This is a genomic window from Aquaticitalea lipolytica (genome assembly GCF_014641635.1).
GTDB lineage: Bacteria > Bacteroidota > Bacteroidia > Flavobacteriales > Flavobacteriaceae > Aquaticitalea > Aquaticitalea lipolytica.
This window is the reverse complement of record NZ_BMIC01000005.1, coordinates 117,572-143,899: the sequence shown is the minus strand read 5'-3', so window position 1 is coordinate 143,899 and position 26,328 is coordinate 117,572. Positions and strand designations below refer to the sequence as shown.

Sequence of the window (26,328 nt, the reverse complement as noted above, 5' to 3'; positions counted from 1 at the left end):
TTATGCAGTTTTTAAAGCATTAGATCGCGTAGGTATATTAACAATAACTTTTGTTCCGATAGGTTTTTTTGTGTCGTTATATAAATCTTCAATTGTAATTTTATAATCGGTTGTATATCGTTTTGAAAAATTAGCCAAACGTGCTTTTGTAATGTTTATTCCAACAGATTTTCGTTTAAGCACTTTGTCTTTATTTATGCGTTCAGCTTCTTTTCGTCCTATACCATTGTCTGTAATTGAGATAGTAACAAAATCATCAGACGTTTTGTAAACATTTAATACAATATTTTTTTCATCATTTTTTGATGAAAGGCCATGCCATAGTGCGTTTTCCAAAAAGGGTTGTAGTATTAAAGAAGGTACTTTTATACTAGCTGTATTTATGCTTTCTTCAACATTTATTTTAAAATCTATTGCGTTAGAAAAACGAATGTTTTCAATATTCATATAGAGTTGCATAGTTTCTAACTCATCTTCTAAAGACATTTCTTTTTCTGTTGACGCAATTAAAATTTTTCTGATAAACTTTGAGAATTTATTTAAGTAGTAAACAGCATTTTCCTTTTCATTATTTATAATATAAAGCTTAATAGAGTTTAAAGAATTAAAAATGAAGTGAGGATTCATTTGGCTTCTTAACATATCTTGTTCTAATGTGAGAATCTGTTTTTCGTTATTTAGTTGCCTAGTCCTATTTACAGAAAATAATATTATTGCCAAGATGATTAATCCTAATAGAGTAAACCAGAATATTTTCTGATTCCTGTTGAGCTTTAGTTTTACCAATTCATTTTCTTCAGCAAGGGCTTTTATTTGATTATTTTTTACTTCGTCTTCATACTGTAAAATAATATCATTGGCATATTGAATATTAATTTTACTTGTCAATGTTTTTTCAAAATCTATAGCCGATTTATAATGAAACAAGGCTTTTTCGAACTGCTTAGTATTGTTGTATAAATTTGATAAGGCCTCATGAGATTCTATAATAAATGACTTAAGGCCATATTGATTTGAAATTTCTAGGGCTTTCAATAAATAATTCTCTGAAGCTTTATATTGTTTTAACTCATTTAAGTTAGAACCAAAATTGATGTATGAGGTTGCTATATAATATTTATCGTTAATTATTAATGATTTTTGCAGTGCTTTTTCTAGTATAATTTCAGCTTCTTTGAGCCTGTTTTGTTTTGTGTATATTTTTCCAATACTGTTATAACAAATTACCAATCCAATGTCTGAGTTAATTTGGGTGTTATAATCTAGAGACAATTCAAAATGCTTTAGAGCTATATCTAAATTACCCATAGCTTCTTGAGCGTAGCCAATATTCTGATTATTAATAGCAAGCCCTAAAATGTTATTAGACTCTTCTTCAATTTTTAGAGATTTGGTAAAAAGAGAAATGGCTAAATCATATTGTTCTAAGGTTAAATAAATATTTCCTAAGCTATTTTGTGAAACAGCAACACTATGTTTAAGTTCGGCTGATGGGTTTTTAAAAGAGCTAGCAATATCTAGTGCTCTTTTGTGATAGTCTAGTGCAGGTCTAATTAAATCTATACGTCTATATACAACACCTAACATATTTAAACTAACAACCTTTAGTTCTACATTATTAATACTATCTGCTATTTTTTCTGCTTTTTTAAGAATATTAATAGATGTTTCATAATTAGAAACATTTCTATAAATATTTCCAACAGATATTAAAGCATAACACTCTACTTCAGGATATTTGTTTTCAGAAGCTCTAGATGCTAGTGTTTTCATTTTAATACTATCATTCTTAAAACTCGAAAACACAGAGTCTATACTTGAGTAGTTTTTCAGCTTAATTAAACGACTATGCATTATGCTCTCATTAAAGATTGAATCTTTATTAGTTTGCGCCATTAAAACTATTGAGTTGAAAAACACTATAAAACAAAGGCATAGTTTTAATTTGGCTAATAATATGTTTTTAGGGAGGATTTTTTGCATACTATAGCTTTTCTAAAAAATCAGATTTTCGTTGTCTGGCAACAGGAATTTTATGATTAGATTCCATGATAACATAACCATCATTTTTTATAAACTCTTTTATTTTATTAAGGTTAATAATAAATGAGTTGTGGATTCTAAAAAAACAAGTTTCAGGCAAAATTAAACTCACCTCTTTAAGTTTTTTTGTAATTACTATTTTTTGACCGTCTTCAATAAAAATGGTGCTATAGTTACCATCAGATTCAACAAACTCTATACTTTCGGCGTCTATAAAAATTAATTTTCCGTCTGTATTTATGGTAATTTTCTTTTTATCGTGTTTAGCATTAAAATTTAGCAATACTTCTTCAATTTTTGAAGAGTTTACTAGCCTACTATTATGTTTTTTTATTTTTAATATGGTGTCACTTAAATCATCAGAATCTATGGGCTTTAACAAATAGTCTATAGCTTCATGTTTTAATGCTTTTATAGCATATTCGTTATAGGCAGTAGTAATAACAACAGCAAAATCTCTATTGGTAAGCTTATCTAAAAACTGAAAGCCATCCATTGTTGGCATTTGAATATCTAAAAACAAGCAGTCTAAAACATTGTTATCTAGGTAGTCAATAGCTTCTTCAGGGTTAGAAAATGTTTTAATAATTTCTATCTCATCACTAAAAGAAGTTAACTCCCAAGACAAGCTTTGGATTGCTTTAGGTTCGTCATCTACAATTACTGCTTTTATCATAACTTCAAATATAATAATATATGAGGTTGATGCATGTAACATATGTATGATTAGTAGTTTTTTTTGTGTAAAAAGACAATAAATTACAAATCATTATAGAATGATTAATAAAATTTCACCCTAATTACCAACTATACAAATTTTGCTACCAACTATACATATGTCATTTACTTTGTGATTTTATATATGCATATTTACTTCAAATTTATATTAGTTAGATACTAAATTATTACAATATAAAGTGAGTGGGGATTCGCTTTGTGATTAAATGCTATTAATCAACAAAAAGTCAGGAAAGTTCCTGACTTTTTTATCACCACAAAATATTTTTAAAAATAACTATATTAGTTTTAGTTAGTTTAGTTAATTATTGGGAAAAAAAGAGAGCTTTATATAAGCTCTCTTTTTTATTTGTGTTTTTTGAGCGACTTAAGGATTAAAAAACACATTTTTTTTAAATTTAACTATCCTTATTCCATAAGGGTTTCAAGCCTTTCGTTTTTTTAATTGTCTGAAAATCAAATTCATATCTTTTCATGCGCAAAAACCTCTGTCACAAGCGATAAACACTGCGTTGTTAAAAACTTGTTAACATTGTTTATAAAATTACCTTTCATTTTCGACCACATTTTTGAATCTTTGTTAGTCCCAAATCACATCATTTTTTATCTAAATTTTCCAACTAAAAAAACAAATAGAAATGTCTCAATTTACAGAACCAATATTGCAAGAAAACAAAGATCGTTTTGTTATTTTTCCTATTCAACATCATGATATTTGGGAATGGTATAAAAAGTCCGAAGCTAGTTTTTGGACAGCTGAAGAAATTGATTTACACCAAGATCTTACAGATTGGAAAAATAAGTTAAATGATGACGAGCGTTATTTTATAAAGCACATTTTGGCATTTTTTGCTGCAAGTGATGGTATTGTAAATGAAAATTTAGCGGAAAATTTTGTAAATGAAGTGCAATATAGCGAAGCAAAATTCTTTTATGGGTTTCAGATTATGATGGAAAACATACATAGTGAAACCTATTCATTATTGATTGATACTTATGTAAAAGATGAGACAGAAAAAAATCAATTATTTAATGCTATTGAGACTTTTCCTGCGATTAAGAAAAAAGCAGACTGGGCTTTAAAATGGATTGAATCTCCAAGTTTTGCTGAGCGTTTAATTGCTTTTGCAGCTGTTGAAGGTATTTTCTTTTCAGGAGCATTTTGCTCAATATTTTGGCTTAAAAAACGTGGGTTAATGCCAGGTTTAACATTTTCTAACGAGCTAATATCACGTGATGAAGGTGTGCATTGCGATTTTGCTGTGCATTTACATAATAAACACTTAGTAAATAAAGTGCCAAAAGAACGTATTAGAGAAATTTTGGTTGATGCTTTAAATATTGAAAGAGAGTTTATTACTGAGTCTTTACCAGCAAGTTTAATTGGGATGAATGCTAATTTAATGTCTCAATATTTAGAGTTTGTAACTGACAGACTATTAACAGAGCTTGACTGTGAAAAAGAATACAACACAGCAAATCCGTTCGATTTTATGGATATGATTTCTTTACAAGGAAAAACAAATTTCTTTGAAAAGCGTGTATCAGAATACCAAAAAGCTGGTGTTCTAAATAAAGAAGAAGAGAAAGATAAATTCAGCTTTGATGCTGATTTCTAATAAGAGTGTTCTTGTAAATGGCTGATTTTTTTCAGTAAAAACAAGAATCAAATTAATTAATCTAAACAGTTTGGTTTTAAGTGTTTAAAGAATTCCGAATTTTCGGAACAGCCTTTTTTACCCAAAAAATCAAAATAAAACAACTAACTAATTAATCCCGTTTTCTGAAAGGTGTACAGAAAACATAAAAAAGTGTAGCAATATGTATGTAGTAAAAAGAGATGGCCACAGAGAGCCAATGATGTTCGACAAAATCACTGCGAGAGTGAGAAAATTGTGTTATGGACTTAACGAACTTGTAGACCCAGTAAAAGTAGCAATGCGTGTTATTGAAGGTTTGTATGATGGTGTTACAACAAGTGAGTTAGACAACCTAGCGGCCGAAATCGCAGCAACTATGACTACTGCACACCCAGATTACGCACGATTAGCAGCACGTATCTCTGTATCTAACTTACATAAAAACACTAAAAAATCTTTTAGTGAAGTAATGGAAGATTTATACACTTACGTTAACCCTAGAACAGGAAAAAAAGCACCTCTTTTAGCTGATGATGTGTATAAGGTTATTATGGAAAACAAAGAGGTTTTAGACTCTACAATTATATATAATCGCGATTTTGGTTACGATTATTTTGGGTTTAAAACTTTAGAACGTTCTTACTTATTAAAATTAAATGGTGAAATAGCTGAACGCCCTCAACATATGTTAATGCGTGTGTCAATAGGTATACATTTAAACGATTTAGATGCAGCAATTGAGACATACGAGTTAATGTCTAAAAAATATTTTACTCACGCTACGCCAACACTATTTAATGCAGGTACACCAAAACCTCAAATGTCATCTTGTTTCTTATTAACAATGAAAGATGATAGTATAGAAGGTATTTATGATACACTAAAACAAACTGCAAAAATATCGCAATCTGCAGGAGGTATAGGTTTATCTATTCATAATATTAGAGCTACAGGTAGTTATATTGCTGGAACAAACGGAACAAGTAATGGTATTGTACCAATGCTACAGGTATTTAATGATACTGCTCGTTATGTAGACCAAGGAGGAGGAAAGCGTAAAGGAAGTTTTGCTATTTATATGGAAACGTGGCATGCTGATATTTTTGATTTCTTGGATTTGAAGAAAAATCACGGAAAAGAAGAAATGCGTGCTCGTGACTTGTTTTACGCAATGTGGATTTCTGATTTATTCATGGAGCGTGTACAAGAAGATGGCATGTGGACATTAATGTGTCCTAACGAGTGTCCAGAATTATGCGATGTTCATAGCGAAGAGTTTGAAGCATTATATACTAAATATGAAAAAGCAGGTAAAGGTCGCAAAACAATAAAAGCACGCGAACTTTGGGAGAAAATTTTAGAATCTCAAATTGAAACAGGCACACCTTACATGCTATATAAAGATGCTGCCAACCGTAAATCTAACCAGAAAAATTTAGGAACTATTCGTTCTTCAAATTTATGTACTGAGATTATGGAGTATACATCTCCAGACGAAGTTGCTGTATGTAATTTAGCTTCTATTGCATTACCTATGTTTGTTAAAAATGGTGAGTTTGATCATAAAGAACTGTTCAAAATCACGAAACGAGTTACCAAAAACTTAAACAAAGTTATTGATAGAAATTATTACCCAGTTAAAGAGGCTGAAAACTCTAATTTTCGTCATCGTCCAATTGGGTTAGGAGTACAAGGTTTAGCAGATACATTTATCATGTTAAGAATGCCTTTTACAAGTGATGAAGCTAAAAAACTAAACCAAGATATTTTTGAAACACTTTACTTTGCTGCAGTTACAGCAAGTATGGAAGAGGCTCAAAAAGATGGACCATACGAAACTTATAAAGGTTCTCCAATAAGTAATGGAGAGTTTCAATATAACCTTTGGGGAATTAAAGATGAAGAGTTAAGTGGTCTTTGGGATTGGAGTAAACTACGTAAAGAAGTTAAAAAACATGGTGTTCGCAACTCATTATTAGTTGCACCAATGCCAACGGCAAGTACATCTCAAATATTAGGAAACAACGAATGTTTTGAACCATATACATCTAACATTTATACACGTCGTGTATTATCTGGTGAGTTTATTGTGGTTAACAAGCATTTACTTGAAGACTTAGTAGAATTAGGACTTTGGAATGAAGGGCTAAAACAAGAAATAATGAGAGCTAACGGTTCTATTCAAAACATAGATAATATACCTCAAGATATAAAAGAGTTATATAAAACTGTTTGGGAATTGAGTATGAAAGATATTATAGATATGTCTCGTCACAGAGGATATTTTATAGATCAATCACAATCACTTAACTTATTTATGGAAGGTGCTACAATGGCTAAATTAACATCTATGCATTTTTATGCTTGGAAGAGCGGCTTAAAAACAGGTATGTATTATTTACGTACTAAGAGTGCTGTTGATGCTATTAAATTTACTTTAGATTCTGTTAAAAAAGAAGAGCCAGTTGCAGAAGAATCTGAAATTGTTGAAGTAGATGAAACTGTAGTGAATAAACAAAAACAACAAGCTGCAAAAACAGCTGCAAAGTTTGCACAAGAAACAACCGAAGTAAAACCAATGACTGCCGAAGAGATGAAAGCATTAATTGCTCAAGCTAAAGAAGCAGAAGGAGACGATTGTTTAATGTGCGGTTCTTAATAAACCAATTTTAAGTGTAAAAAAAAGCACCTCGAAAGAGGTGCTTTTTTTATATAACATTAATTTATTTTACTTGTTTTCTTCTTCAGAAGGATTAATAGTTGCAGGTTTTACTGAACTATCATGAGCATTATGATACTCTTCTAAAAGATTCATGGTAGCATTTAATAAATCTTTAGTTTCTAACAATAAACTAAAGTAAAGCGTTGTGTTTTTAGGACTAGATTCTTCAGTACGTGTACGTTCTACTTGCTTTTGTATCTTATCAGTAACTAAGCCCATAATCTCTTTTTTACGACCTAAAATAGTTCCGATTTCTTCAAATGACATTGAGTCAAATGCGTTTTTAGTATTGTTGAAGAAAAGCTCAAAACGCTCATCAACTTCTTTTAGCTCTTTTATTTGGCTAAACTTAAGTTTTTTATGATTGTTGTTAATGTGCTTATGGCTCACTTTAGTAATATATTCTAACGATTGAGTCATATCTTGTAAATACCCTAAAACATTTATATAAAAATTACTTGCAGCAACACTAGAGTCGTCAAGATTTTTAATGAAATAAAAGATGTTGTCTCTTAACTCATCAATTTCTTCAGATAATTTTACAACTTGTTTTTTATTCTTTTTAAGTAAAGACAAGTCTTGTTTAGCTAAACCATTTATAGCATTAGTGTAAATTCTGTTTCCACGTTTAACAACGTTAGCAATATTTTTTGCACTTTCATGAATTACACCTTGCACAGAACTACTTTCAGTTTTGTTTAAACGGTCTTCAGCTTTTAGCTCTTTTCCTTTTTTATTGTGTGCAATATAGTTTCTTACCAATAATAAAATAGCTATAAGTAATAACACTCCAACCATAGATGGTACATGTATATTAATTAAGACTACAATAGTGGCAGCAGCAACAAATGCAATGATAGCTGTGAAAAACCATCCACCAATAACGTTTAGTACTCCAGCAACTCTATATACAGCGCTTTCTGCTCCCCAAGCTCTATCAGCAAGAGAAGAACCCATAGCAACCATAAAAGTTACATAAGTTGTAGATAATGGCAATTTCATAGATGTTGCTAAAGAAATAAGAACACTCGCAACCATAAGGTTTACTGCTGCTCTTACCATATCAAAAGCTGGCATCTCGTATGTTTTAGACTTATTTAAGGCTATAACAGGTTTTTCAAATTTCTTATCTATTTTTTCATTCCAAGAATTTGGAAGGATGTATGACATCATTTGAGAACTAGCAATAGCAAATCTTACAAGGCCTCTAGATAAAAAGTTTGGTTGAAAACGCTCTTTACCATCTCCTTCTCTAGATAAATTTATTTCTGTTTCTGTTACAGATTTTGCTTTTTCAGAAAACCATAGAGTTAATACCATAACCAGACCAGAAATTACCAATAAAATAGTTGGTGTTGGTACTTTGTCAGCAAGGAAGCCCATACTAAAAGATTCTGCTGCAACTCCAGATGCAACCCAAGCTTCGTATGATTGCCATGCCGCAATAGGAACACCAATAAAGTTAACTAAGTCATTTCCTGCAAACGCTAATGCTAATGCAAATGTTCCAACAACAATAATGAGTTTATAAATATTGGTTTTAAAGAAGTTGATTAAAATTACAGATAAAAGTGTCCAAAACACTATACTAACACCTATTATTGGTAATACTTGAACTTCTAAAAAGTTCTTAATTTTCATACCACCTATTATGTCATAACTTTCGTCTGCAAATGCAGTACCTTTTATACCTTTTAAAAATATAAAATAAGTAATCGCTGATAGTGCTAAACCACCAAATACAGCACCAACCCATTTTGCTTTTTTCTCAAAATTATATGATAGTAACAAACGAGAAAACCATTGCACAAGAGCACCTACTGAAAAGGCGACGACCACAGAGAGTAAAATACCAAATATAATTTCGGTTGCTTTAGTAGTATTTATATAATTAACAACATCTACTAAACCTCCACCAGCATGACCAATTTTAATTAATGCCATTGCAACTGAAGCTCCTAATAATTCGAAAACAATAGAAACTGTTGTTGATGTTGGCATACCAACGGTGTTAAAAAAGTCAAGAAGTAAGATGTCTGTAATCATTACTGCCATGAAAATAATCATGATTTCATTGAACATAAACTCATGTGGATTAAAAATCCCTTTACGAGCAACTTCCATCATCCCACTTGAAAATACAGCTCCAATTGCTACACCTAAACTAGCAACAATCATTATTGTTTTAAAAGAAACTGCTTTTGAGCCTATTGCAGAGTTTAAGAAGTTTACTGCATCGTTGCTCACACCAACAACCAAATCAGCTACTGCTAAAACGGCTAAGGCAATTATCATTATTAAGTAAATATTATCCATAAAAAATTTATTGAAAGTAACGCGGCAAAATTACTTCAATTATAAATTCTTAATGTTACCAAAAGGTTAACAAATATATTACCAATTGATGCTAATTACTTAATTTGATATATTAGAGGTTATTTTTTTCGCTTATGTTTTACTACTTCAGCATCGATATAGAAAATAATTTCTTCAGCAACGTTTTTTATTAGATCGCCAACACGTTCTAATTTTTTAACAACCGAAAATAATATTAAAGCTTCTGCTATTATTGTATTATCTTTTTTGATTTCTTCTTCAATAATATTAAATGAGTTAACATTTATAACATCAACAATTTTGTCTTTTTTGAATACTTTTCTAGCTGTTTTTACATTTTTGTTTTCAAAAGCTTCTATGATGTTATCAAACATTGAAGAAATGGTTTCATACATTTTTTCGAACTCCACTGCTTTAATTAAGTGCTTAGGAATGCTTTTATCAACATCAACAACATATCTTGATATTCCATAAGCGTGATCAGCAATACGCTCTAAATCAAAATTTATTTTACGAATTGCCATAATAAAACGAAGGTCTATAGCAACAGGGTTATAAAGTGCTATGAATTTTTCGCAGTCTTTTTCTATTTTAATATCTAAAGCATTTACACGATTTTCTGTGTTTATAACTTCTTCGGCAAGGTCACTGTCATGCGTTAAAAAGGCTTCTTTAGCTTTCTCTAATTGAGACAGACTTAAGTTTAGCATGTCTAAACCTGCATGATTTATTATTTCTCTTTGGTATGAAGCGTTATCCATAATATTATTTTTTATCCGAAACGACCAGTAATGTAGTTTTCGGTTTGTTGTTTTTCTGGATTAGTAAATATTTTTTTAGTCTTGTCGAACTCAATCAATTCACCAAGATAAAAGAAAGCAGTATAATCACTTATTCTACTAGCTTGTTGCATATTATGAGTAACAATAATAATTGTGTACTTTTCTTTTAGTTCAAAAATTAATTCTTCAATTTTTGCAGTAGATATAGGGTCTAACGCAGAGGTAGGCTCATCCATTAAAATTATAGATGGTTCAACAGCTAATGTTCTTGCAATACATAAACGTTGTTGCTGACCTCCAGATAAAGATAGTGCAGATTTTTTTAAATCGTCTTTAACTTCATTCCATAAATCTGCTTGTTTTAAAGCTTTTTCTACACGCTCTGCAATAAATTTTTTGTCATTTATGCCTTGAATTTTTAAGCCATAAGCAACATTGTCAAATATAGATTTTGGAAATGGGTTAGGTTTTTGAAATACCATTCCAATTTCTTTGCGAAGTTCTTCTATATTTATTTTTTTCTTGTAGATGTTATCGCCATTGATTTTTATTTTACCATCTAATTTGAACCCATCAATATAATCGTTCATTCGATTAAATAAACGTAAAAAAGTAGATTTACCACAACCTGAAGGCCCAATAAAAGCTGTAACTGTATTAGGCTTAATGTCCATACTAATACCTTTTATAGCATTAAAATCGCTATACCAGACCTTTACATCTTTAACCTCTATTTTTGGTACTTTTTTTAAAGCAGGATCTATAATTTTATCTAAAGTCATTTTGTTTTCTATAAGTGTATCTATGTTATTTTAACTTCTTTTGCCATTTATTTCTGAAATAAACCGCAATTCCATTCATAACAAACGTTATTAATAATAGTATGATGATTGCTGCTGCTGCATTTTCTATAAAGCCATGTTGAGGTCTAGAAATCCAGTTAAAAATTTGAATTGGTAATACTGAAAATTCATCCATTGGAGTTGAAGGTGCAAAAGGCACATAAGCTAAAGCTCCTATTACAATTAAAGGTGCGGTTTCACCAACAGCTCTGGAGAGAGCAAGTATAACTCCAGTTAAAATTCCACCACTAGAAGCTGGAAGTATTTGATACCAAATGGTTTGCCATTTTGAGGCTCCTAAAGCATATGATGCATCTTTTATAGATGTTGGTACAGCTTTTATTGCTTCTCTTGTTGCAACAATAATTATAGGCAGAATTAAAAGAGACAATGTTAAACTTCCTGCTAAAACACTTGCGCCTAAACTCATTATTCTCACAAATACTTCAAGCCCTAATAACCCATAAATGATAGATGGTACACCAGCTAAATTTGAAATATTTATTTCTAATAAAGCAGATAGTTTCCCCTTTTTGCTATACTCTTCAAGGTAAATACCTGCAGCAATACCAATTGGTAGTGCTATTACAGTTGTTAAACATAAAATCCAGATACTTCCCATTAAGGCAGTATATATCCCAGATTTTTCAGCTTTTCTTGAAGGTAAGTCTGTTATAAAACTCCAATCGATTCGTTGAATACCATCAATTAAAATATCTCCTATAAAAAAGAATAAAATCACTAATCCAAAAAGGGTACAGCCTATTCCCCATATTTTGAAAATTTGATCTTTAAGTCTGTTTTTTTGAATATTATTCATACTTTTCTTGATATTTTTTTCTTATTCTATAACTAATTGTATTTAATAAGAAAGTAAATGCAAACAATGTAATACCAGCAGCAAATATGGTTCTGTATTCTAATGAACCATGTTGTACATCACCTAAACTTACCTGAACAATGTATGCAGTAATAGTTTCAACAGGGACTGTTGGATCTAATGTTAAACGTGGTTGTTGTCCTGCTGCAATTGCCACAATCATAGTTTCGCCAATTGCTCTAGATATTGCTAAAATGACTGACACAATAATACCTGATGAAGCGGCTGGCACAATAACTTTAAAAGCCGTTTGAAGTTTTGTTGCTCCCATTCCAAATGAGGCTTCTCTTAAGGAACTTGGTACAGCATGTAAAGCGTCTTCACTTATAGATGACACAAATGGAATTATCATTATTCCCATGACGATTCCAGCTGAAAGAGAATTAAAACCAGACAAACCAGGAATGAAGTCTTGAAGAATAGGTGTTACAACTATTAATGCAAAAAAACCATAAACTACAGTTGGTACAGCAGCTAAAAGCTCTAAAAGAGGTTTTATAGTTTTTCTAAAACTTTTTGGAGCATATTCGCTTAAGTATATACTTATTGTAAGCCCAATAGGTAATGCAACAATAATAGCAATTAATGATGTTAATAAGGTTCCACTCAACAAAGGTAAAATTCCAAAATGCTTTTCAGTGAATAATGGAGTCCATTGAGTGTCAGTAAAAAAATCGACAATTGATACTTCGCTAAAAAAGTTTATAGCTTCAATAGAAAGAACTAAAATAATACCAACTGTAACAGCAATAGTAATTAAAGCGCTAGTTAATAGCGACCTTTCAATTATCAGTTCTTTAATTCGTCTCATTAAATTATTTGTATTAAATATGTAAAAATCAGGCACAAAAAGTACCTGATTCTCTCAATAGAAACTTTTGCTTATTTGTTACTTTCAACAAAAGTTTTGAAGTTTTCTATCTGTTTTTTGTAAATATCAGCAGGCAAAGGAATGTATCCTACGTCTTCAGCTAATTCTCCAGCATTGTTTAAATAGAAGTTTACAAAATCTACTACTTCAGGAGATTTTACTGATGTACTATTTACATAAATAAATAAAGGTCTAGATAATGGTTTATATGTTCCGTTACTTACAGTTTCTAAAGTTGGTTTAACCACCTCAGTTCCATTATGCACGCCAATTAATGTTAATTTATCAGCATTTTCTGTATAATAAGCCAATCCGAAAAAGCCTAAAGAATATTTGTCTCCAGCTATACCTTGAACTAATACATGATCATCTTCACTAGCAGTAAAATCACCTCTACTTGAGCCACTTTTACCAACAATAGCTTCTGTGAAATAGTCATAAGTACCAGATGCTACGCCAGGACCAAATAAATGAATTTCTTCGTTTGGCCATTCTGGTCTAATTTGGTTCCATTTCATGATTTTACCTTGTGCAGCTGGTTCCCAAATTTTCTTTAATTCTTCAATAGTAAAACTATCAACCCAAGTGTTTTCTGGGTTTACTAAAACCGCAAGACCATCATAAGCGACTTCTAACTCAACATAAGTAATATTGTTTTCCTTACATGCCTCTATTTCTATATCTTTTATTGGGCGAGATGCATTAGAAATATTTGTTTCCCCTCTAGAGAATTTTTTAAAACCACCTCCAGTTCCAGAAACACCAATAGTTACTTTAACATCTGGTTGTTCTGTTCTGTATTCTTCTGCAACTGCTTCTGTTACTGGAAAAACTGTGCTAGACCCATCTACTTGAATAGTGCCTGATAACATTTCAGAGTTTGAAGATTCTGAAGATTTTTTATTTTCTCCACAGCTTAATGCTATAACAGCAACTAGTATAATTAATATTTGTTTTTTCATGATTTTTTAGATTTTTTTATTAGAAATGAATATCAAATTGTAATCTGTACATTAATTCGTTAGTCCCATTAGCTACTTCTAAGTGACTAATATCAGTTTGTACTTTTAATTTATGACCTACTATATATTTTGAAACACCTAATGTGTATTGATTTTCGGTATCCTTGCCTGTAATGGTTTTGTCTAAAGCAATGTTTGTGTAACGACCAGAGACTTCCCAATTAGATTTAAAAAGATATCCTGCTTGTAAATTTAATCCGCTTCCAACCTGTACTTCATCACCAGTTAAAGTACCATCGCTATTTTTTGCATAAGGATCTTTTGCGTCTCTGTTTGAGTATTCAGCCATTAAAGAAAAACCATCATATTTAAACATAGCATCTACAAAAACAGTAGAAATATTAGTTTCATAAAAACCAACATCATTTGTCATATAAGACCCTTGGTTACTTCTGTTTTTAACAGCGTTATTATTAAAATCATAAGTTGCACCAATTGCTAATTTTGGTGTTTTTTCTCTTTTTAAATCACTTCCTGAATAATCTCCATCACTTGCAAACTCTCCAAAAGGTAATATCTCTAATCGAGATGTATACTGATGTCCTCCTAAATTCCCAGTAGTTATATTTCTACCTTCACCTTGTGATATTGCGAATATTTCTTTCACAACAAACTTTTCACTTAAGTTAAATTTATGACGTAATTGAATACCCATATCACGATCGATATTAAATCTACTATTAAGAAGTGATCGATCTACCATTTGCATGTTACCAGATGAAATTACACGTTCTCTATTTCCTGGTAGTTTAGTTTGGCCAAACCAAAACTCGAAATTAGGAGCAAAATGCCATTTTATAACAGCATCAAGAATATATCTAGGCGCATCACTTGTAAATTCTGAAGCACCAGAAATATCTCTGTTTGATAAACCTAATTCTAATTTATACTCTAGTTTTGGACTAAAAGCGTATCCATCAAATTTTAAACGCGCTCTACGCACTAAAAACTCCGATTCGTTACTTTGTCCTTCAGGCCAAGTTGATACAGCTAAAAACTGCATTCTTGCAGCGATTTTCATTGTCCAAGTACTATCTTGACCCACAAGATTAAAAATTCCTTTACCAAATTTTGGAGCATTAATTTCTTGGGCGTTCATAATAAATAGCGTAAAAAAAGCTATTACAAATAGTCTAAGTTTCATATTTTGTTTTATTAGTTTTTGTCGCTGCAAAGAACCAATTTAAATGTTAACTAAATGTTTCTTGTATGTTAAGTTTAGAACATAAAAAAACTGCCTTGGCCAAAGGCAGTTACTAGTGTTCATGATAATGTAGTCGACAAAAACTAATAGATTATATGAAACTAATTTGTATTTTAAAATACACTCAAATATCAAGTATTTAAGCAATGTTTATGTAACCATAATATTAACTAATTATTAAACTTAACATTGCTTTAATTATTGATAATCAGATTGTTAAAACTTTAATGTAAACTTAATGTTAAGCAAATGTTGCGTTAATGTTAATTAATGTTTATATTTGATTATTAAATAATGTAAAACCCATAATTATGAAGAAAAACATTTTATTTTTATTCGTCTTATTAATTACTGTGGTTTCTTTTGGTCAACAAAAGAGAGATTTAAAACTTAATAAAAAAGCCAATGTTATTGAAGTTGTTTATTATCATGACAACGGAGTTGTAAGCCAAACAGGGTATTACACTTTAGATGGTAAACTTCAAGGAGAATGGTTAAGTTTTGACACAGAAGGCAATAAAGTAGTTTCTGCTAGTTATGATAATGGGAAGAAAGTCGGCAAATGGTTTTATTGGAATGATAAAACTTTAAAAGAAGTAGATTATACAAATAATGCTATAGCAAGTGTTAGTGAATGGACTAACACATCGTCATTAGCAGTAAGAAATTAAATATTTTTAGATTTGATTTTAAAATAAAAAAGCATCCAATTTCTGGATGCTTTTTTATTATTTTATTTATTGTGTTAATTAGTTTCCTACAGTCCAACCTGCTCCCCAAGTTGCGTAATTAGTACCTGTTCCATTACCATCTCCAGAGATAATAAAATCTCCATTAACGTTAAACGCTACTCCTGTATCATTTTTTACTTTAAGTGTAACATCTGTAAAGGTTACGTTAGTTACATTTAAATGTCCATTTGTTACTCCTGCACCAGTTGGATTATCACCAGCGTCACCATCTAAATCAAAACCTTCTTCAAAACCTTGGATAACTAAATTTGTAAAAATTCCTTGAGTACCAGCTCTTAAACGTATAGCTTCAGTACCAACAGTATTTCCAACACCAATAATTGTTAGGTTAGTAATATTTGGTTTAGAGAAATATCCAGCAGCATTACTAAAATCTGTATTGTAACCATCAGCTTCAATTGCTTTGTCATGCTCTGCACCATGTTTTACGTATGCGTTTGTTATTGTTCCTGTATATCCTTCAGTCCAATCGATAGAATCGTCTTGAGCATTGATTACTGAAACATAGCTAGCATTAACAGTTCCGCCAAAAAACTCTATACCATCATCTTTACCTTCATAAGCTTGGATATACTCTACATTTGTTCCGTTACCAACACCATAAAAAGAGAATCCGTTATTTTCAGACTGTCCATCAGCAGCACCTCCTGAATATTCAACACGTACATAACGTAATGAACCAGAATCATCATTTGCATTCGTTCCTCCATAAGGTAAACTAGCAATTTCTGAAGTAGATGTTGCGCTGCCAGTAACAGAGTTTATTGGTGCACGACCTAAAATGATTAATCCTCCCCAATCTCCAGCAGCTGGTGAAGAAGCATCAGATGTCAAAACAATTGGATTATCAGCAGTACCATTTGCAATAATTTTTGCTCCTTGAGCTATAGCAATATACACATTAGCTCCTGAAGCTAAAGCTTTAATAGTCATACCTGCAGGAATTGTTAAAGTTGTTCCTGAAGCCATAATTAAAGACCCATTAACTTTATAAGTGTTATTAGCATTTAAAGTTAAATTTTCTGTATAAGTACCTGATAAAAATATGGTTTGCGGATCTGTATTTCCATTACCATTATTGTTATTTGTAACGCTGTTATCATTGATGATAATATCTGAAGTACCATCTGTTGTGCACGAGAATAACATTGTTATTAATGCTAATCCTAATAATAAATTATTTTTCATTTTTTTTGAGTTTAATTAAATTTTTATTTTGCGATTATTTATGTTTAAAATTTGTATTTAAGTTGTAATCCTAAATCCATTCCTCTTTTATAGTCTGAGACTCCTTTTCCATTAGCAGAGTTAACAACTACATTGCCTAGAGTTGTTTCTCTTATATATTTTACTGAAGGATTAAGCAGATTTTTAGCACTGAAATTGATTTCGAACTTGTCATTAATATTATTTTTCCAAATGAAATCTAAAGTGGAAACACTTTTTTCTATCACATTTCCTAATTGACCAGAGCCTAATGCATCAATTCTGTCAGAGAAGTAAGAATATATTAAGTTTGCAGTTGGTTTGTACTTACCAAAAATTGGTGAATAGCTAACATCTGCATTAATAAGCAAAGGTGAAGCGCCTTGTAAATCTTCTTTGTCTTTATTAAAACTTACGTCATAAGTCTCACCATCTATTTGAGTGTATAAGTCTTGCTCTGTGTGCATATAAGTTGCATTTACACCAAAAGATAATTTAGACTTATCGTTCTCGTCTGTGATTAAATTTTTTCTAAGCTCAACCTCAAAACCATAAACTGTTGCTTTATCACCAGTTCTGAAATAACGTTGTGTACCTGTTGCGTCAGCACCAACTACTAAGTTAACAGGGTCTTTAATTTGTTTTCCAAAAGCAGCTAATGATAATAATTCATTTTTGCTGAAAAACCATTCGTATTTTAAATCAACATTGATTATTTCAGAGAATCCTTTTTCTAACAAATCTGGGTTACCTCCAATACGTGTTGTAACATCTTCGTAAACAAACGGAGCAATTTCTTTAAACTCTGGTATTGATACTGTTTGACTTGCGGTGAAACGTAAATTTTGCTCGTCGGTTAAGCTATATTTTATATTTAAACTAGGTAGGTAAAAGTTTTTGTAAAACCTTTTTTCATCTTCACCACTATTGCCAAGGTTAATAACGTCATAAGCTATTTTTTGGTCTAATGATTCTATTCTGATACCAGGAACAATTAACCATTTTTCACTAGCTTTTATTTCTTTATCAATATAAGCTGAATGTATATTTAGGCTTCCTTTATAAGTGTTTTCTGGTAAGCCTGGTCTATTAGTATTTGATAAAGTTGGGATTGTATTAATAACTTTAATTTCATAAATGCCATTGCTGTCACTTGATATATTGAGATTTTCTAAATTGAAAATACTATTGAAATCATTAACATTTGTTACAGGGAATGTAGTATTGACAATATCGTAACCATATCTAATGTTTTCGAAATTTCTTTCTTTTTTACGACCATTATATCCAAAGTTGAGTTTTATATTTTCAGAAGCATTGTAAGCAAAGTTAATTCTGCTATTTAATTCTTCGTCTTCGATACTTTGAAAGTAACGCTGATTATCAAACACCACATTGCTGTAGAACGTTGGATTTGTATTTGGGTCATTATCTAATGCATACTGGTAGTTTTCTAATGAGATACGTTTTCTATCTGGTTGTTTAGAGTAAACTACATTGTAACCAATTCCCCAATCTAAATTTAGTTTGCCAGACTTATGCTCTCCTTGTAATTGATTTACAAACATTCTAGTTTGGTCAAACTGAACATTCATTTGATAAAAACCTTGCTCTGTATCTAAAATAGCATCTCTACTACGACCATTACCATCTACACCGAAATACCCAACAACATCTGAAGAGTTATTAATAAATAGCGAATTATATTTTAAAGTATTATTATCATCAATTCTATAATTTGCATTTGCCATTGCAGTAGTTGTAGTAGAATACTCATATTCTTCAGCTTCATCAAATGCCTTTTTTTCAACTAGCGTATAATCAATAGCAGCTCCTTTTCTGTATTCATAATTGTTTTCAAAAGAACCAGTAGCAAAAAGGCTTAAACGAGAACCATTTTTAAAATTAAATGACTTACCTGCAGAAGCACCATATACAATATTTATTGGTGTTCCAGCATCTTCAGGGTCAATACCATGAGATAGTATAATGGCAAATGGGTTATGTGCATAACGACCATAATAACCAAAGTAACCAGTACCTTCGCTTCTAACAAAATTTTTATTTACTGCATTACTGTTAAAACCTGAACCAGTAAAGGCTTCAAAAAATCCTGTTCCTTTATAATCTTTAGAAACTATATCTACATTACCAGCAGAGAAATCTCCATAAAATTTTGATGAATAAGCCTTGCTTATTGATACACTTTCAATAACATCTGAAGAAAATAAATCTAAGTTTATATTTTTCTTATTAACATCGTTTGAAGGTAGTGAAAGGCTATTCATAGTTGTGTTTAAGTACCTGTCACCAAGACCTCTTACATATACATTGCTCGAACCTTCTTGTTTTGATACACCAGAAATTTTTGCTACAGCAGAAGCAGCATTACTAACACCTTTTCTAGAAAGTTCTTCGGCACCTATACTTTGTTTAATCTCTACTGCTTTTTTCTGATCTAATAATAAAGCAGCCTCACTTTCTTTTCTTGTAGTTGTAGTAATTACTACCTCATCTAATGAAGCAGCACTTGCTCCCATAGTTAAATTAACAGTAGTTACTTTTCCAGCAACAACTTTAACTAAAACGTCCTGAGTTTCATAACCAACAAAACTAAAACTTAAAGTATAATCGCCAGGGCTTAGATTTTCAAAAATATAAAGACCATCTATATCAGACGTTGTGCCTGTTGTAGTACCTTTTATTAATACATTAGCAAAAGGCAAAGGCTCATTGTTGTATTCTTTATCTAATAATTTCCCTGCAATCGAACCAGTTTGACCTATTAAAAATGAAGTCGTAAAAAGTGTAAATACTATTATAAGTTGTTTCATTTATTTAATCATAATTATTTGCTGCAAAGAAACCTATTGAGTGTAAAGATGAGGTTAACTCAAGGTTAAACGTACTTCATAAAAAAGTTACCTAAACGTTATCTAATGTTCAATAAATTGCAATTAGGATATGTTAATTTAACATTGAAAAATGTATCTTGCATGCGCTTAAAGAATTGCTATGAACTGGGAACAATTACTGTCACTAAAACGTTTTGGAGATAAAAACAAACGCATACGTAAAGAACAAGACGAAACTCGTTTAGGGTTTGAAGTTGATTATGATCGTGTTATATTCTCTTCAGAGTTTAGAAGCCTTCAAGACAAAACACAAGTGATTCCATTATCGCAAACAGATTTTGTTCATACGCGATTAACCCATAGTTTAGAAGTTAGTGTGGTTGGTAGATCTCTTGGCAGAAAAGTAGGTCAAAAGCTATTAGAAAAGCATCCTCACCTTCAAAACGTTCATGGATATCAAGCTAACGATTTTGGAGCTATTGTAGCTGCTGCAGCTTTAGCACACGATATTGGAAATCCGCCTTTTGGTCATTCTGGAGAAAAGGCTATTGGAGAGTTTTTTAAAACAGGAAAAGGAAAAGAATTCAAAAAACACTTAACAGAAAAAGAGTATCAAGATTTATGTGATTTTGAAGGTAATGCCAATGGATTTAAAATATTAACTGAAAGTAGGCAAGGAAGAGAAGGAGGTCTGAGATTAAGCTATGCAACACTTGGGGCTTTTATGAAATACCCAAAAGAGTCTCTACCTAAAAAACCAACAGCTCATATAGCAGATAAAAAATACGGATTTTTTCAAAGCGAGAAAGAAGCTTTTTTAGATGTTGTAAATGAGTTAGGTCTTTTAAGTAGAAGTTCAACTAACGATATAAGCTATTCTAGACATCCATTAACGTTTTTAGTTGAAGCAGCAGATGATATTTGCTATACAATTATTGATTTTGAAGATGGGATTAATTTAGGCTTAATACAAGAAGAGTACGCATTAGAATATTTAATAAATTTAGTAAAAGAGACTATAAATATTAATAATTATAACGCACTTACAAATACTGAAGATAGAATAAGCTATTTGAGAGCTCTTGCAATAAACACCTTAATAAATGAGGCTGTTGAATTGTTTATGCATAATGAAGCAGATATATTAGAAGGGCAATTTTCTAAAGCACTATTAGATGTCAGCAAGTATAAAGCTCAAATTAATGATATCATTAAAATTAGTGTTCAAAACGTATACAATTCTAAAGATGTCCTAAATAAAGAGATTGCAGGATATGAGGTAATTAATGAACTTTTAAATATATTTACAACGACAATTTATAATAAGCAGCTAGGAAGTTTATCTAACTATAATCATTTAATTCTGAAAGTTTTTCCTAAAACACTAGACTTAAATAAAGATAGTCTTTATGATAATTTACTATCAATTTGCAATTATGTGTCAAAGCTGTCTGACAGTAATGCAATATTAACATACAGAAAGTTAAAAGGAAATCATTTATAAAAGCACAACGCAGTTTTAGCTAATATAACTGTGTATTATATTAAAACAAAAAAAACAAACATGAAAAAAGGATTACTACTAATGTTAGCTGCGTCGGTTTTAGCGATAATAGTTATAACGACATTTAAGCTTACTAACAACAAGGAAAATGAAGCACAAACGGTTGAAGCTTTAAAGGCAAAACATGCAGAATTTTTAAAAAACAGCCCGTTTGCCAAAACAAGAGGTCTTTCTAAATCAGAAAGAAAGGATTTAGGTTTACCACCAAATGCTTATTATGAGCAAATGTGGGAACTTACAATGGACCCAAATACTGGACGACCAATGCCAGAGCGAGTATTAGAGCTTCAAGCTCAATTAAGAGAAGACAGATTAGCAGGAAGAGGTGTTAGTGGAACTACTTCTACTCCTTGGATTGACAGAGGACCTAATAATCAAGGAGGTCGTACAAGAGGTATAATGTTTGACCCGAACGATGTTGGAAATGCAAACCCAGCTGATGATTATACTCGTGTTTTTGCAGGAGGAGTTTCAGGAGGCTTATGGGTTAATAATGATATAACAAGTTCAAGCTCTTCTTGGACTCAACTAAACGTTCAAGCAAATATATCTGTTACAACAATTATTTCTGACCCAAATAATTCAAATACATTTTTTATAGGCTCGGGTGAATCTTTTACATCAGGTGATGCTGTTGGTAGAGGAATTTGGAGATCTACAGATGCAGGTATAACATGGCAAAATGTTTTAGGAGGAACTACAAATACATCTGGACAGTTTGTAAACGGTTTCTTTTATGTGAATGATATTGTAGCAAGAAACAATGGAGGTGTTACCGAATTATATGCTGCAGTTTCAAGTGCTGCATATGCAGATGCTGCTTCAGGAAATTTTAATGGCCTTAATGAAATGGGTTTATATAAATCTGTTGATAATGGTAATACATGGACACGATTTGCAATACAACATACAAGTGGAGTTTTTAAAAACCCTTGTGATATAGAGTTAGATATAAATAATAACATTTGGTTTACAACAACAGGCGATTCTTTTGGTAATCCTGGAGGAGATATATATAGATCTACTGATGGTGTTACATTTAGTTTAATTACTAATATACCTGGAGCTTTAAGAACTGAACTTGAACCTTCTCAAACTTCTGCAAACATTTTTTGGGTAGCAGCAAGAGTAGGTAATGGTGCAGATTTATTTTTTACTGCTAATGCATTTAGTACTGTAAGTCCGATGCCAACAGAGCCGAATGATGCTGATACAGGTATCCCTGATACTGATTTTACAAGAGGTCAAGCTTTTTACGATTTAGTTATTGAGGCAGACCAAAGTGACGTGCTTTATGTTGGTGGTATTGATTTGTTTAGAACAACAGATTTTGGTATCAACTGGAGACAAATTTCAAAATGGTCAAACAATAATAATTTAGCAGCTTTACAAGTGCCTTTAGTACATGCAGATCATCATGCAATTGTATTTAGACCAGGAAGTAATGGAAACCAAGCTGCATTTGGTAATGATGGAGGTGTGTTTTATGGAAGTAATATATCGTCTATAGTTACTTCAAATAGCACTACAGCAATTCAAGCTAGAAATAAAGACTACAATACTACACATTTTTATTATGGAGATATTAACCAAGTTGATATTGCAAATGGAGATGACTTAGTTGGAGGATTACAAGATAATGGGACTCAGATTTCACTTAATTCTAATGCAGGAGCAAATGCTTATGTAGATCCAAGAACAGGAGATGGTGCTTATACTGAGATTAGTAAAAATGGTGATTATTTGATTACTTCATATACAGGAGAGACGCATATATTTTCTAACTTTCCAAGCTATAATAGTGGAAGATATACAATAGCAAATAACAATAGAGGTAGCTTTATAAACGAAGCTGAGTTAGATGATAATAGACATGTATTATATACTAATTCTTCTTCAGGAGGAACAAACCGTATTTCTCGATATATAAATGTAAATATTCAATCAATAATGAGTGCTTCAGATTTAACGAATGCACTATTAAATGCCAGACCAACAGCGTTTAAAATTAATCCACATTCAACAAACGGAACTCCTCCAACAAGTACAGCGACTCTATTAGTAGGACTTGCAAATGGAAGACTTCTTAAATTAACAAATGCCGATAACGTTCCAGTTTGGAGTAATATTGGGTTTAATGGATTTGTTGGAAGTATTTCTGATATTGAATTTGGACAAAATGAAAATGAAATTTTTGTAACAATGTTTAATTATGGAGTAAATAGTGTATGGTATACATCAAATGGAGGAACTTCTTGGCAAAACAAAGAAGGGAATTTACCAGATATGCCTGTTAAATGTATTTTACAAAACCCATTAATACCTCAAGAGGTTATAATAGGTACAGAACTAGGTGTTTGGGCAACAGCAGATATTACTGTTGCAAGCCCTGTTTGGGTTCCTGTTTATAATGGAATGAGTGATGTTACTGTTATTGATTTAGATTTAAGAGCTACAGATAATGTAATTTTAGCATCTACTCATGGTAGAGGATTGTTTACAGGGCAGTTTACAGCAACACCACTGAGTATTAATGATAACACAATCAATAAAAATACTTTAAGAATATATCCTACAGTTTCTAATGGAAATATAACTATCTCATCTACTTTAAATATAGGTAAAGTTAATTTAGATGTATTTAGTATTACAGGGAAGAAAGTTTATAATACAGATATTGATTTAAATGGTAGTTCTAAATCATTAAAACTTAATTTGTCTTCAGGTGTTTATCTTGTTAAATTCACTAAAGGAACATTTACCGAAACAAAGAAGATTGTAATAAAATAATAACAATAAATAAATATTTTGAAAGGGAGCCCATAAGCTCCCTTTTTACTTTTGTGTATTTCATCGAAAAAATTTGCTTATTAACGATAAATCATTACTTTTGATAACATCAACCCTTAGCTCTACCAAAATGAAAAAAAATATTCTAAGTGCTATAGTAGTGTTTTTTGTAACATTAGCGTTTTTGTTAGTAATCGATGATATTTCTAAAGAAACAAATAAGAACACAAAAGAGAGTGTTAAAACTTATAATGCAAATCAGCAATCAGATATCGTTGTAAACGATTAAGAGTAGCTTTCTAAAATTGTAGTAATGTTGTAAGCATCTAACGATGTTAACTTTTGAAGTTCGTCAATTGTTCCTTGTTCTACAAACTCATCAGGAATTCCTAAACATTTTATAGAATTCTTGTAATTATTATGTGCAGCAAATTCTAAAACAGCACTACCAAAGCCTCCTTTAATAGTTCCGTCTTCAATAGTAATAATAGTTTTATAATTTTTAAAAACTTGATGAAGCAAATCTTCATCTAAAGGCTTTATAAATCGCATATCGTAGTGACCAATAGTTGTATTGTTCTTTACATTTTTTATGGCAGTTGATACATTTTTAGAAATAAACCCAATACTCAAAACAGCTAGTGAAGCCCCTTTTTTTAATTCAATTCCTTTCCCAATTTCTATATTAGAAAAAGGTTGTTTCCAATCTATTGTAACACCTTTTCCTCTAGGGTATCTTATAGCAATAGGATTGTCTAAACCTAATTGAGCAGTATACATTATATTACGTAATTCAATCTCATTTCGAGGCGCAAAAATGATGAGGTTAGGGATGCAGCGTAAGTAAGCTAAATCAAAAACACCATGATGTGTAGCTCCATCTTCACCAACCAAACCAGCTCTATCTAAACAAAAAATCACAGGTAAATTCTGTAAAGCAACATCATGTATAACTTGGTCATAAGCTCTCTGTAGAAACGTTGAATAAATATTACAAAATACAACCAAGCCTTGAGAAACCATACCAGCAGAAAGCGTTACAGCATGTTGCTCTGCAATACCAACATCAAAAGCACGATTTGGCATTTCATCCATCATGTATTTTAAAGAACTACCAGTTGGCATCGCTGGTGTAATACCCACTATTTTATCGTTTTGCTTAGCTAATTCTACAATGGTATACCCAAAAACATCTTGAAACTTTGGTGCTTCATCTGTTTTTGTTTTTGGAAATAAGTCGCCAGTAATGGCGTCGAATTTTCCTGGAGCATGATATTTAACCTGATTTTCTTCAGCTTGCTTTAACCCTTTGCCTTTTGTAGTTATGATATGCAAAAATTTAGGACCTTTTACATTTTTTAAGCGCTGTAATTCCGAAATAATTTTATCAATATCATGACCATCAATAGGTCCAGAATAATTAAAATTTAAAGCTTCAAAAATATTATCTTGCTTTTCAGTACCTTTTTTAACATTGGTTAAATATTGTTTTAAAGCACCAACACTTGGGTCAATACCTATGGCATTATCATTAAGAATAACTAATAAATTGGCATCAGTAACACCAGCATGATTTAAACCTTCAAATGCCATTCCACTAGCTATAGATGCATCTCCTATAACAGCAATGTGGTGTTTGTTTTCTCCTTTTAGCTGTGAGGCAATTGCCATTCCTAAAGCAGCAGAAATAGATGTAGAGGAGTGACCAACACCAAAAGCATCATAAACACTTTCACTTCGTTTTGGAAAACCACTAATTCCATTGAGTTGTCTATTAGTATGAAAATTATCTTTTCGTCCTGTTAATAGCTTGTGACCATAGGCCTGATGCCCAACATCCCAAATAAGCAAGTCGTTAGGTGTGTCAAAAACATAATGTAGTGCAATGGTTAACTCTACCACACCAAGACTAGCGCCAAGATGTCCTTCTTTTGTAGCAACAATATTAATGATGAACTTACGCAACTCTTTAGCGAGTTGAGGTAAGTAATTCTGATTTAGTTTTCGTAAATCAGAAGGTGAATTAATATGGTCTAAAAATTTGCTCATCAGTTTACAAATGTAGTATTTGAAAATCGTA

18 protein-coding genes are annotated in these 26,328 nt (G+C 31.3%); 6 read left to right on the top strand and 12 right to left on the bottom strand.

Annotated elements, in window-relative coordinates; translation table 11 throughout:
- Both IEW41_RS11800 and IEW41_RS11795 read right to left on the bottom strand, forming a co-directional pair.
- Positions 1-1,896, bottom strand: coding sequence for a tetratricopeptide repeat protein (locus tag IEW41_RS11800; RefSeq protein WP_229660218.1), 1,896 nt, complete (start codon positions 1,894-1,896; stop codon positions 1-3).
- Between the two features lie 88 nt (positions 1,897-1,984).
- Positions 1,985-2,719 carry a LytR/AlgR family response regulator transcription factor gene (locus tag IEW41_RS11795; protein WP_188606570.1) on the bottom strand — a complete coding sequence of 245 codons (735 nt, stop codon included), beginning with the start codon at positions 2,717-2,719 and terminating at the stop codon, positions 1,985-1,987.
- 700 nt (positions 2,720-3,419) lie between these two features.
- On the opposite strand from IEW41_RS11795, the gene IEW41_RS11790 reads away from it, so the two are divergent.
- Together IEW41_RS11790 and IEW41_RS11785 are read left to right on the top strand one after the other, a co-directional pair.
- Positions 3,420-4,400: a ribonucleotide-diphosphate reductase subunit beta gene (locus tag IEW41_RS11790; protein WP_188606569.1), complete on the top strand. Its 981-nt coding sequence runs from the start codon at positions 3,420-3,422 to the stop codon at positions 4,398-4,400.
- 202 nt (positions 4,401-4,602) lie between these two features.
- Positions 4,603-7,080, top strand: coding sequence for a ribonucleoside-diphosphate reductase subunit alpha (locus IEW41_RS11785; protein ID WP_188606568.1), 2,478 nt, complete (start codon positions 4,603-4,605; stop codon positions 7,078-7,080).
- Positions 7,081-7,149: 69 nt separating this feature from the next.
- Here IEW41_RS11785 and IEW41_RS11780 read toward each other — a convergent pair whose 3' ends face one another.
- The 7 genes from IEW41_RS11780 to IEW41_RS11750 all read right to left on the bottom strand — a co-directional run bounded on the left by IEW41_RS11780 (position 7,150) and on the right by IEW41_RS11750 (position 15,021).
- Positions 7,150-9,459 carry an inorganic phosphate transporter gene (locus tag IEW41_RS11780; protein ID WP_188606567.1) on the bottom strand — a complete coding sequence of 770 codons (2,310 nt, stop codon included), beginning with the start codon at positions 9,457-9,459 and terminating at the stop codon, positions 7,150-7,152.
- 119 nt (positions 9,460-9,578) lie between these two features.
- Positions 9,579-10,241, bottom strand: coding sequence for a phosphate signaling complex protein PhoU (phoU, locus tag IEW41_RS11775; RefSeq protein WP_188606566.1), 663 nt, complete (start codon positions 10,239-10,241; stop codon positions 9,579-9,581).
- A gap of 11 nt (positions 10,242-10,252) precedes the next feature.
- Positions 10,253-11,044 carry a phosphate ABC transporter ATP-binding protein PstB gene (gene pstB, locus IEW41_RS11770; protein ID WP_188606565.1) on the bottom strand — a complete coding sequence of 264 codons (792 nt, stop codon included), beginning with the start codon at positions 11,042-11,044 and terminating at the stop codon, positions 10,253-10,255.
- 25 nt (positions 11,045-11,069) lie between these two features.
- Positions 11,070-11,924 carry a phosphate ABC transporter permease PstA gene (gene pstA, locus IEW41_RS11765; protein WP_188606564.1) on the bottom strand — a complete coding sequence of 285 codons (855 nt, stop codon included), beginning with the start codon at positions 11,922-11,924 and terminating at the stop codon, positions 11,070-11,072.
- A complete protein-coding gene (gene pstC / locus IEW41_RS11760) occupies positions 11,917-12,795 on the bottom strand; it encodes a phosphate ABC transporter permease subunit PstC (RefSeq protein ID WP_188606563.1) in 879 nt (292 codons plus the stop codon). The genes pstA and pstC overlap by 8 nt, the downstream gene beginning before the upstream one ends.
- Before the next feature lie 71 nt (positions 12,796-12,866).
- Complete coding sequence (locus IEW41_RS11755; protein WP_188606562.1) at positions 12,867-13,817, bottom strand: PstS family phosphate ABC transporter substrate-binding protein; 951 nt, start codon at positions 13,815-13,817, stop codon at positions 12,867-12,869.
- Between the two features lie 19 nt (positions 13,818-13,836).
- Complete coding sequence (locus IEW41_RS11750) at positions 13,837-15,021, bottom strand: porin (protein ID WP_188606561.1); 1,185 nt, start codon at positions 15,019-15,021, stop codon at positions 13,837-13,839.
- 371 nt (positions 15,022-15,392) lie between these two features.
- Between IEW41_RS11750 and IEW41_RS11745 the strand changes: the two genes are divergently transcribed.
- Complete coding sequence (locus IEW41_RS11745; protein ID WP_188606560.1) at positions 15,393-15,752, top strand: toxin-antitoxin system YwqK family antitoxin; 360 nt, start codon at positions 15,393-15,395, stop codon at positions 15,750-15,752.
- Positions 15,753-15,830: 78 nt separating this feature from the next.
- Here the strand turns inward: IEW41_RS11745 and IEW41_RS11740 are convergent, their stop codons facing one another.
- Together IEW41_RS11740 and IEW41_RS11735 are read right to left on the bottom strand one after the other, a co-directional pair.
- Positions 15,831-17,021, bottom strand: a complete 1,191-nt coding sequence (locus IEW41_RS11740) for a beta-helix domain-containing protein (RefSeq protein ID WP_188606559.1) — start codon at positions 17,019-17,021, stop codon at positions 15,831-15,833.
- A 44-nt stretch (positions 17,022-17,065) separates the two neighbouring features.
- Positions 17,066-19,873, bottom strand: a complete 2,808-nt coding sequence (locus IEW41_RS11735) for a TonB-dependent receptor (RefSeq protein WP_188606558.1) — start codon at positions 19,871-19,873, stop codon at positions 17,066-17,068.
- A 181-nt stretch (positions 19,874-20,054) separates the two neighbouring features.
- On the opposite strand from IEW41_RS11735, the gene IEW41_RS11730 reads away from it, so the two are divergent.
- The 3 genes from IEW41_RS11730 to IEW41_RS11720 all read left to right on the top strand — a co-directional run bounded on the left by IEW41_RS11730 (position 20,055) and on the right by IEW41_RS11720 (position 24,537).
- Complete coding sequence (locus IEW41_RS11730; RefSeq protein WP_188606557.1) at positions 20,055-21,398, top strand: deoxyguanosinetriphosphate triphosphohydrolase; 1,344 nt, start codon at positions 20,055-20,057, stop codon at positions 21,396-21,398.
- Positions 21,399-21,458: 60 nt separating this feature from the next.
- On the top strand, positions 21,459-24,248 hold the full coding sequence (locus tag IEW41_RS11725) for a T9SS type A sorting domain-containing protein (protein WP_188606556.1): 2,790 nt from the start codon (positions 21,459-21,461) through the stop codon (positions 24,246-24,248).
- A gap of 130 nt (positions 24,249-24,378) precedes the next feature.
- The gene (locus IEW41_RS11720; RefSeq protein WP_188606555.1) at positions 24,379-24,537 is read left to right on the top strand and encodes a hypothetical protein; all 159 of its coding nucleotides are present in this window, start codon (positions 24,379-24,381) and stop codon (positions 24,535-24,537) included.
- Here IEW41_RS11720 and IEW41_RS11715 read toward each other — a convergent pair.
- A complete protein-coding gene (locus IEW41_RS11715; RefSeq protein WP_188606554.1) occupies positions 24,534-26,297 on the bottom strand; it encodes a 1-deoxy-D-xylulose-5-phosphate synthase in 1,764 nt (587 codons plus the stop codon). The two genes, IEW41_RS11720 and IEW41_RS11715, sit on opposite strands and share 4 nt — an antisense overlap.
- Positions 26,298-26,328: the final 31 nt, after the last annotated feature.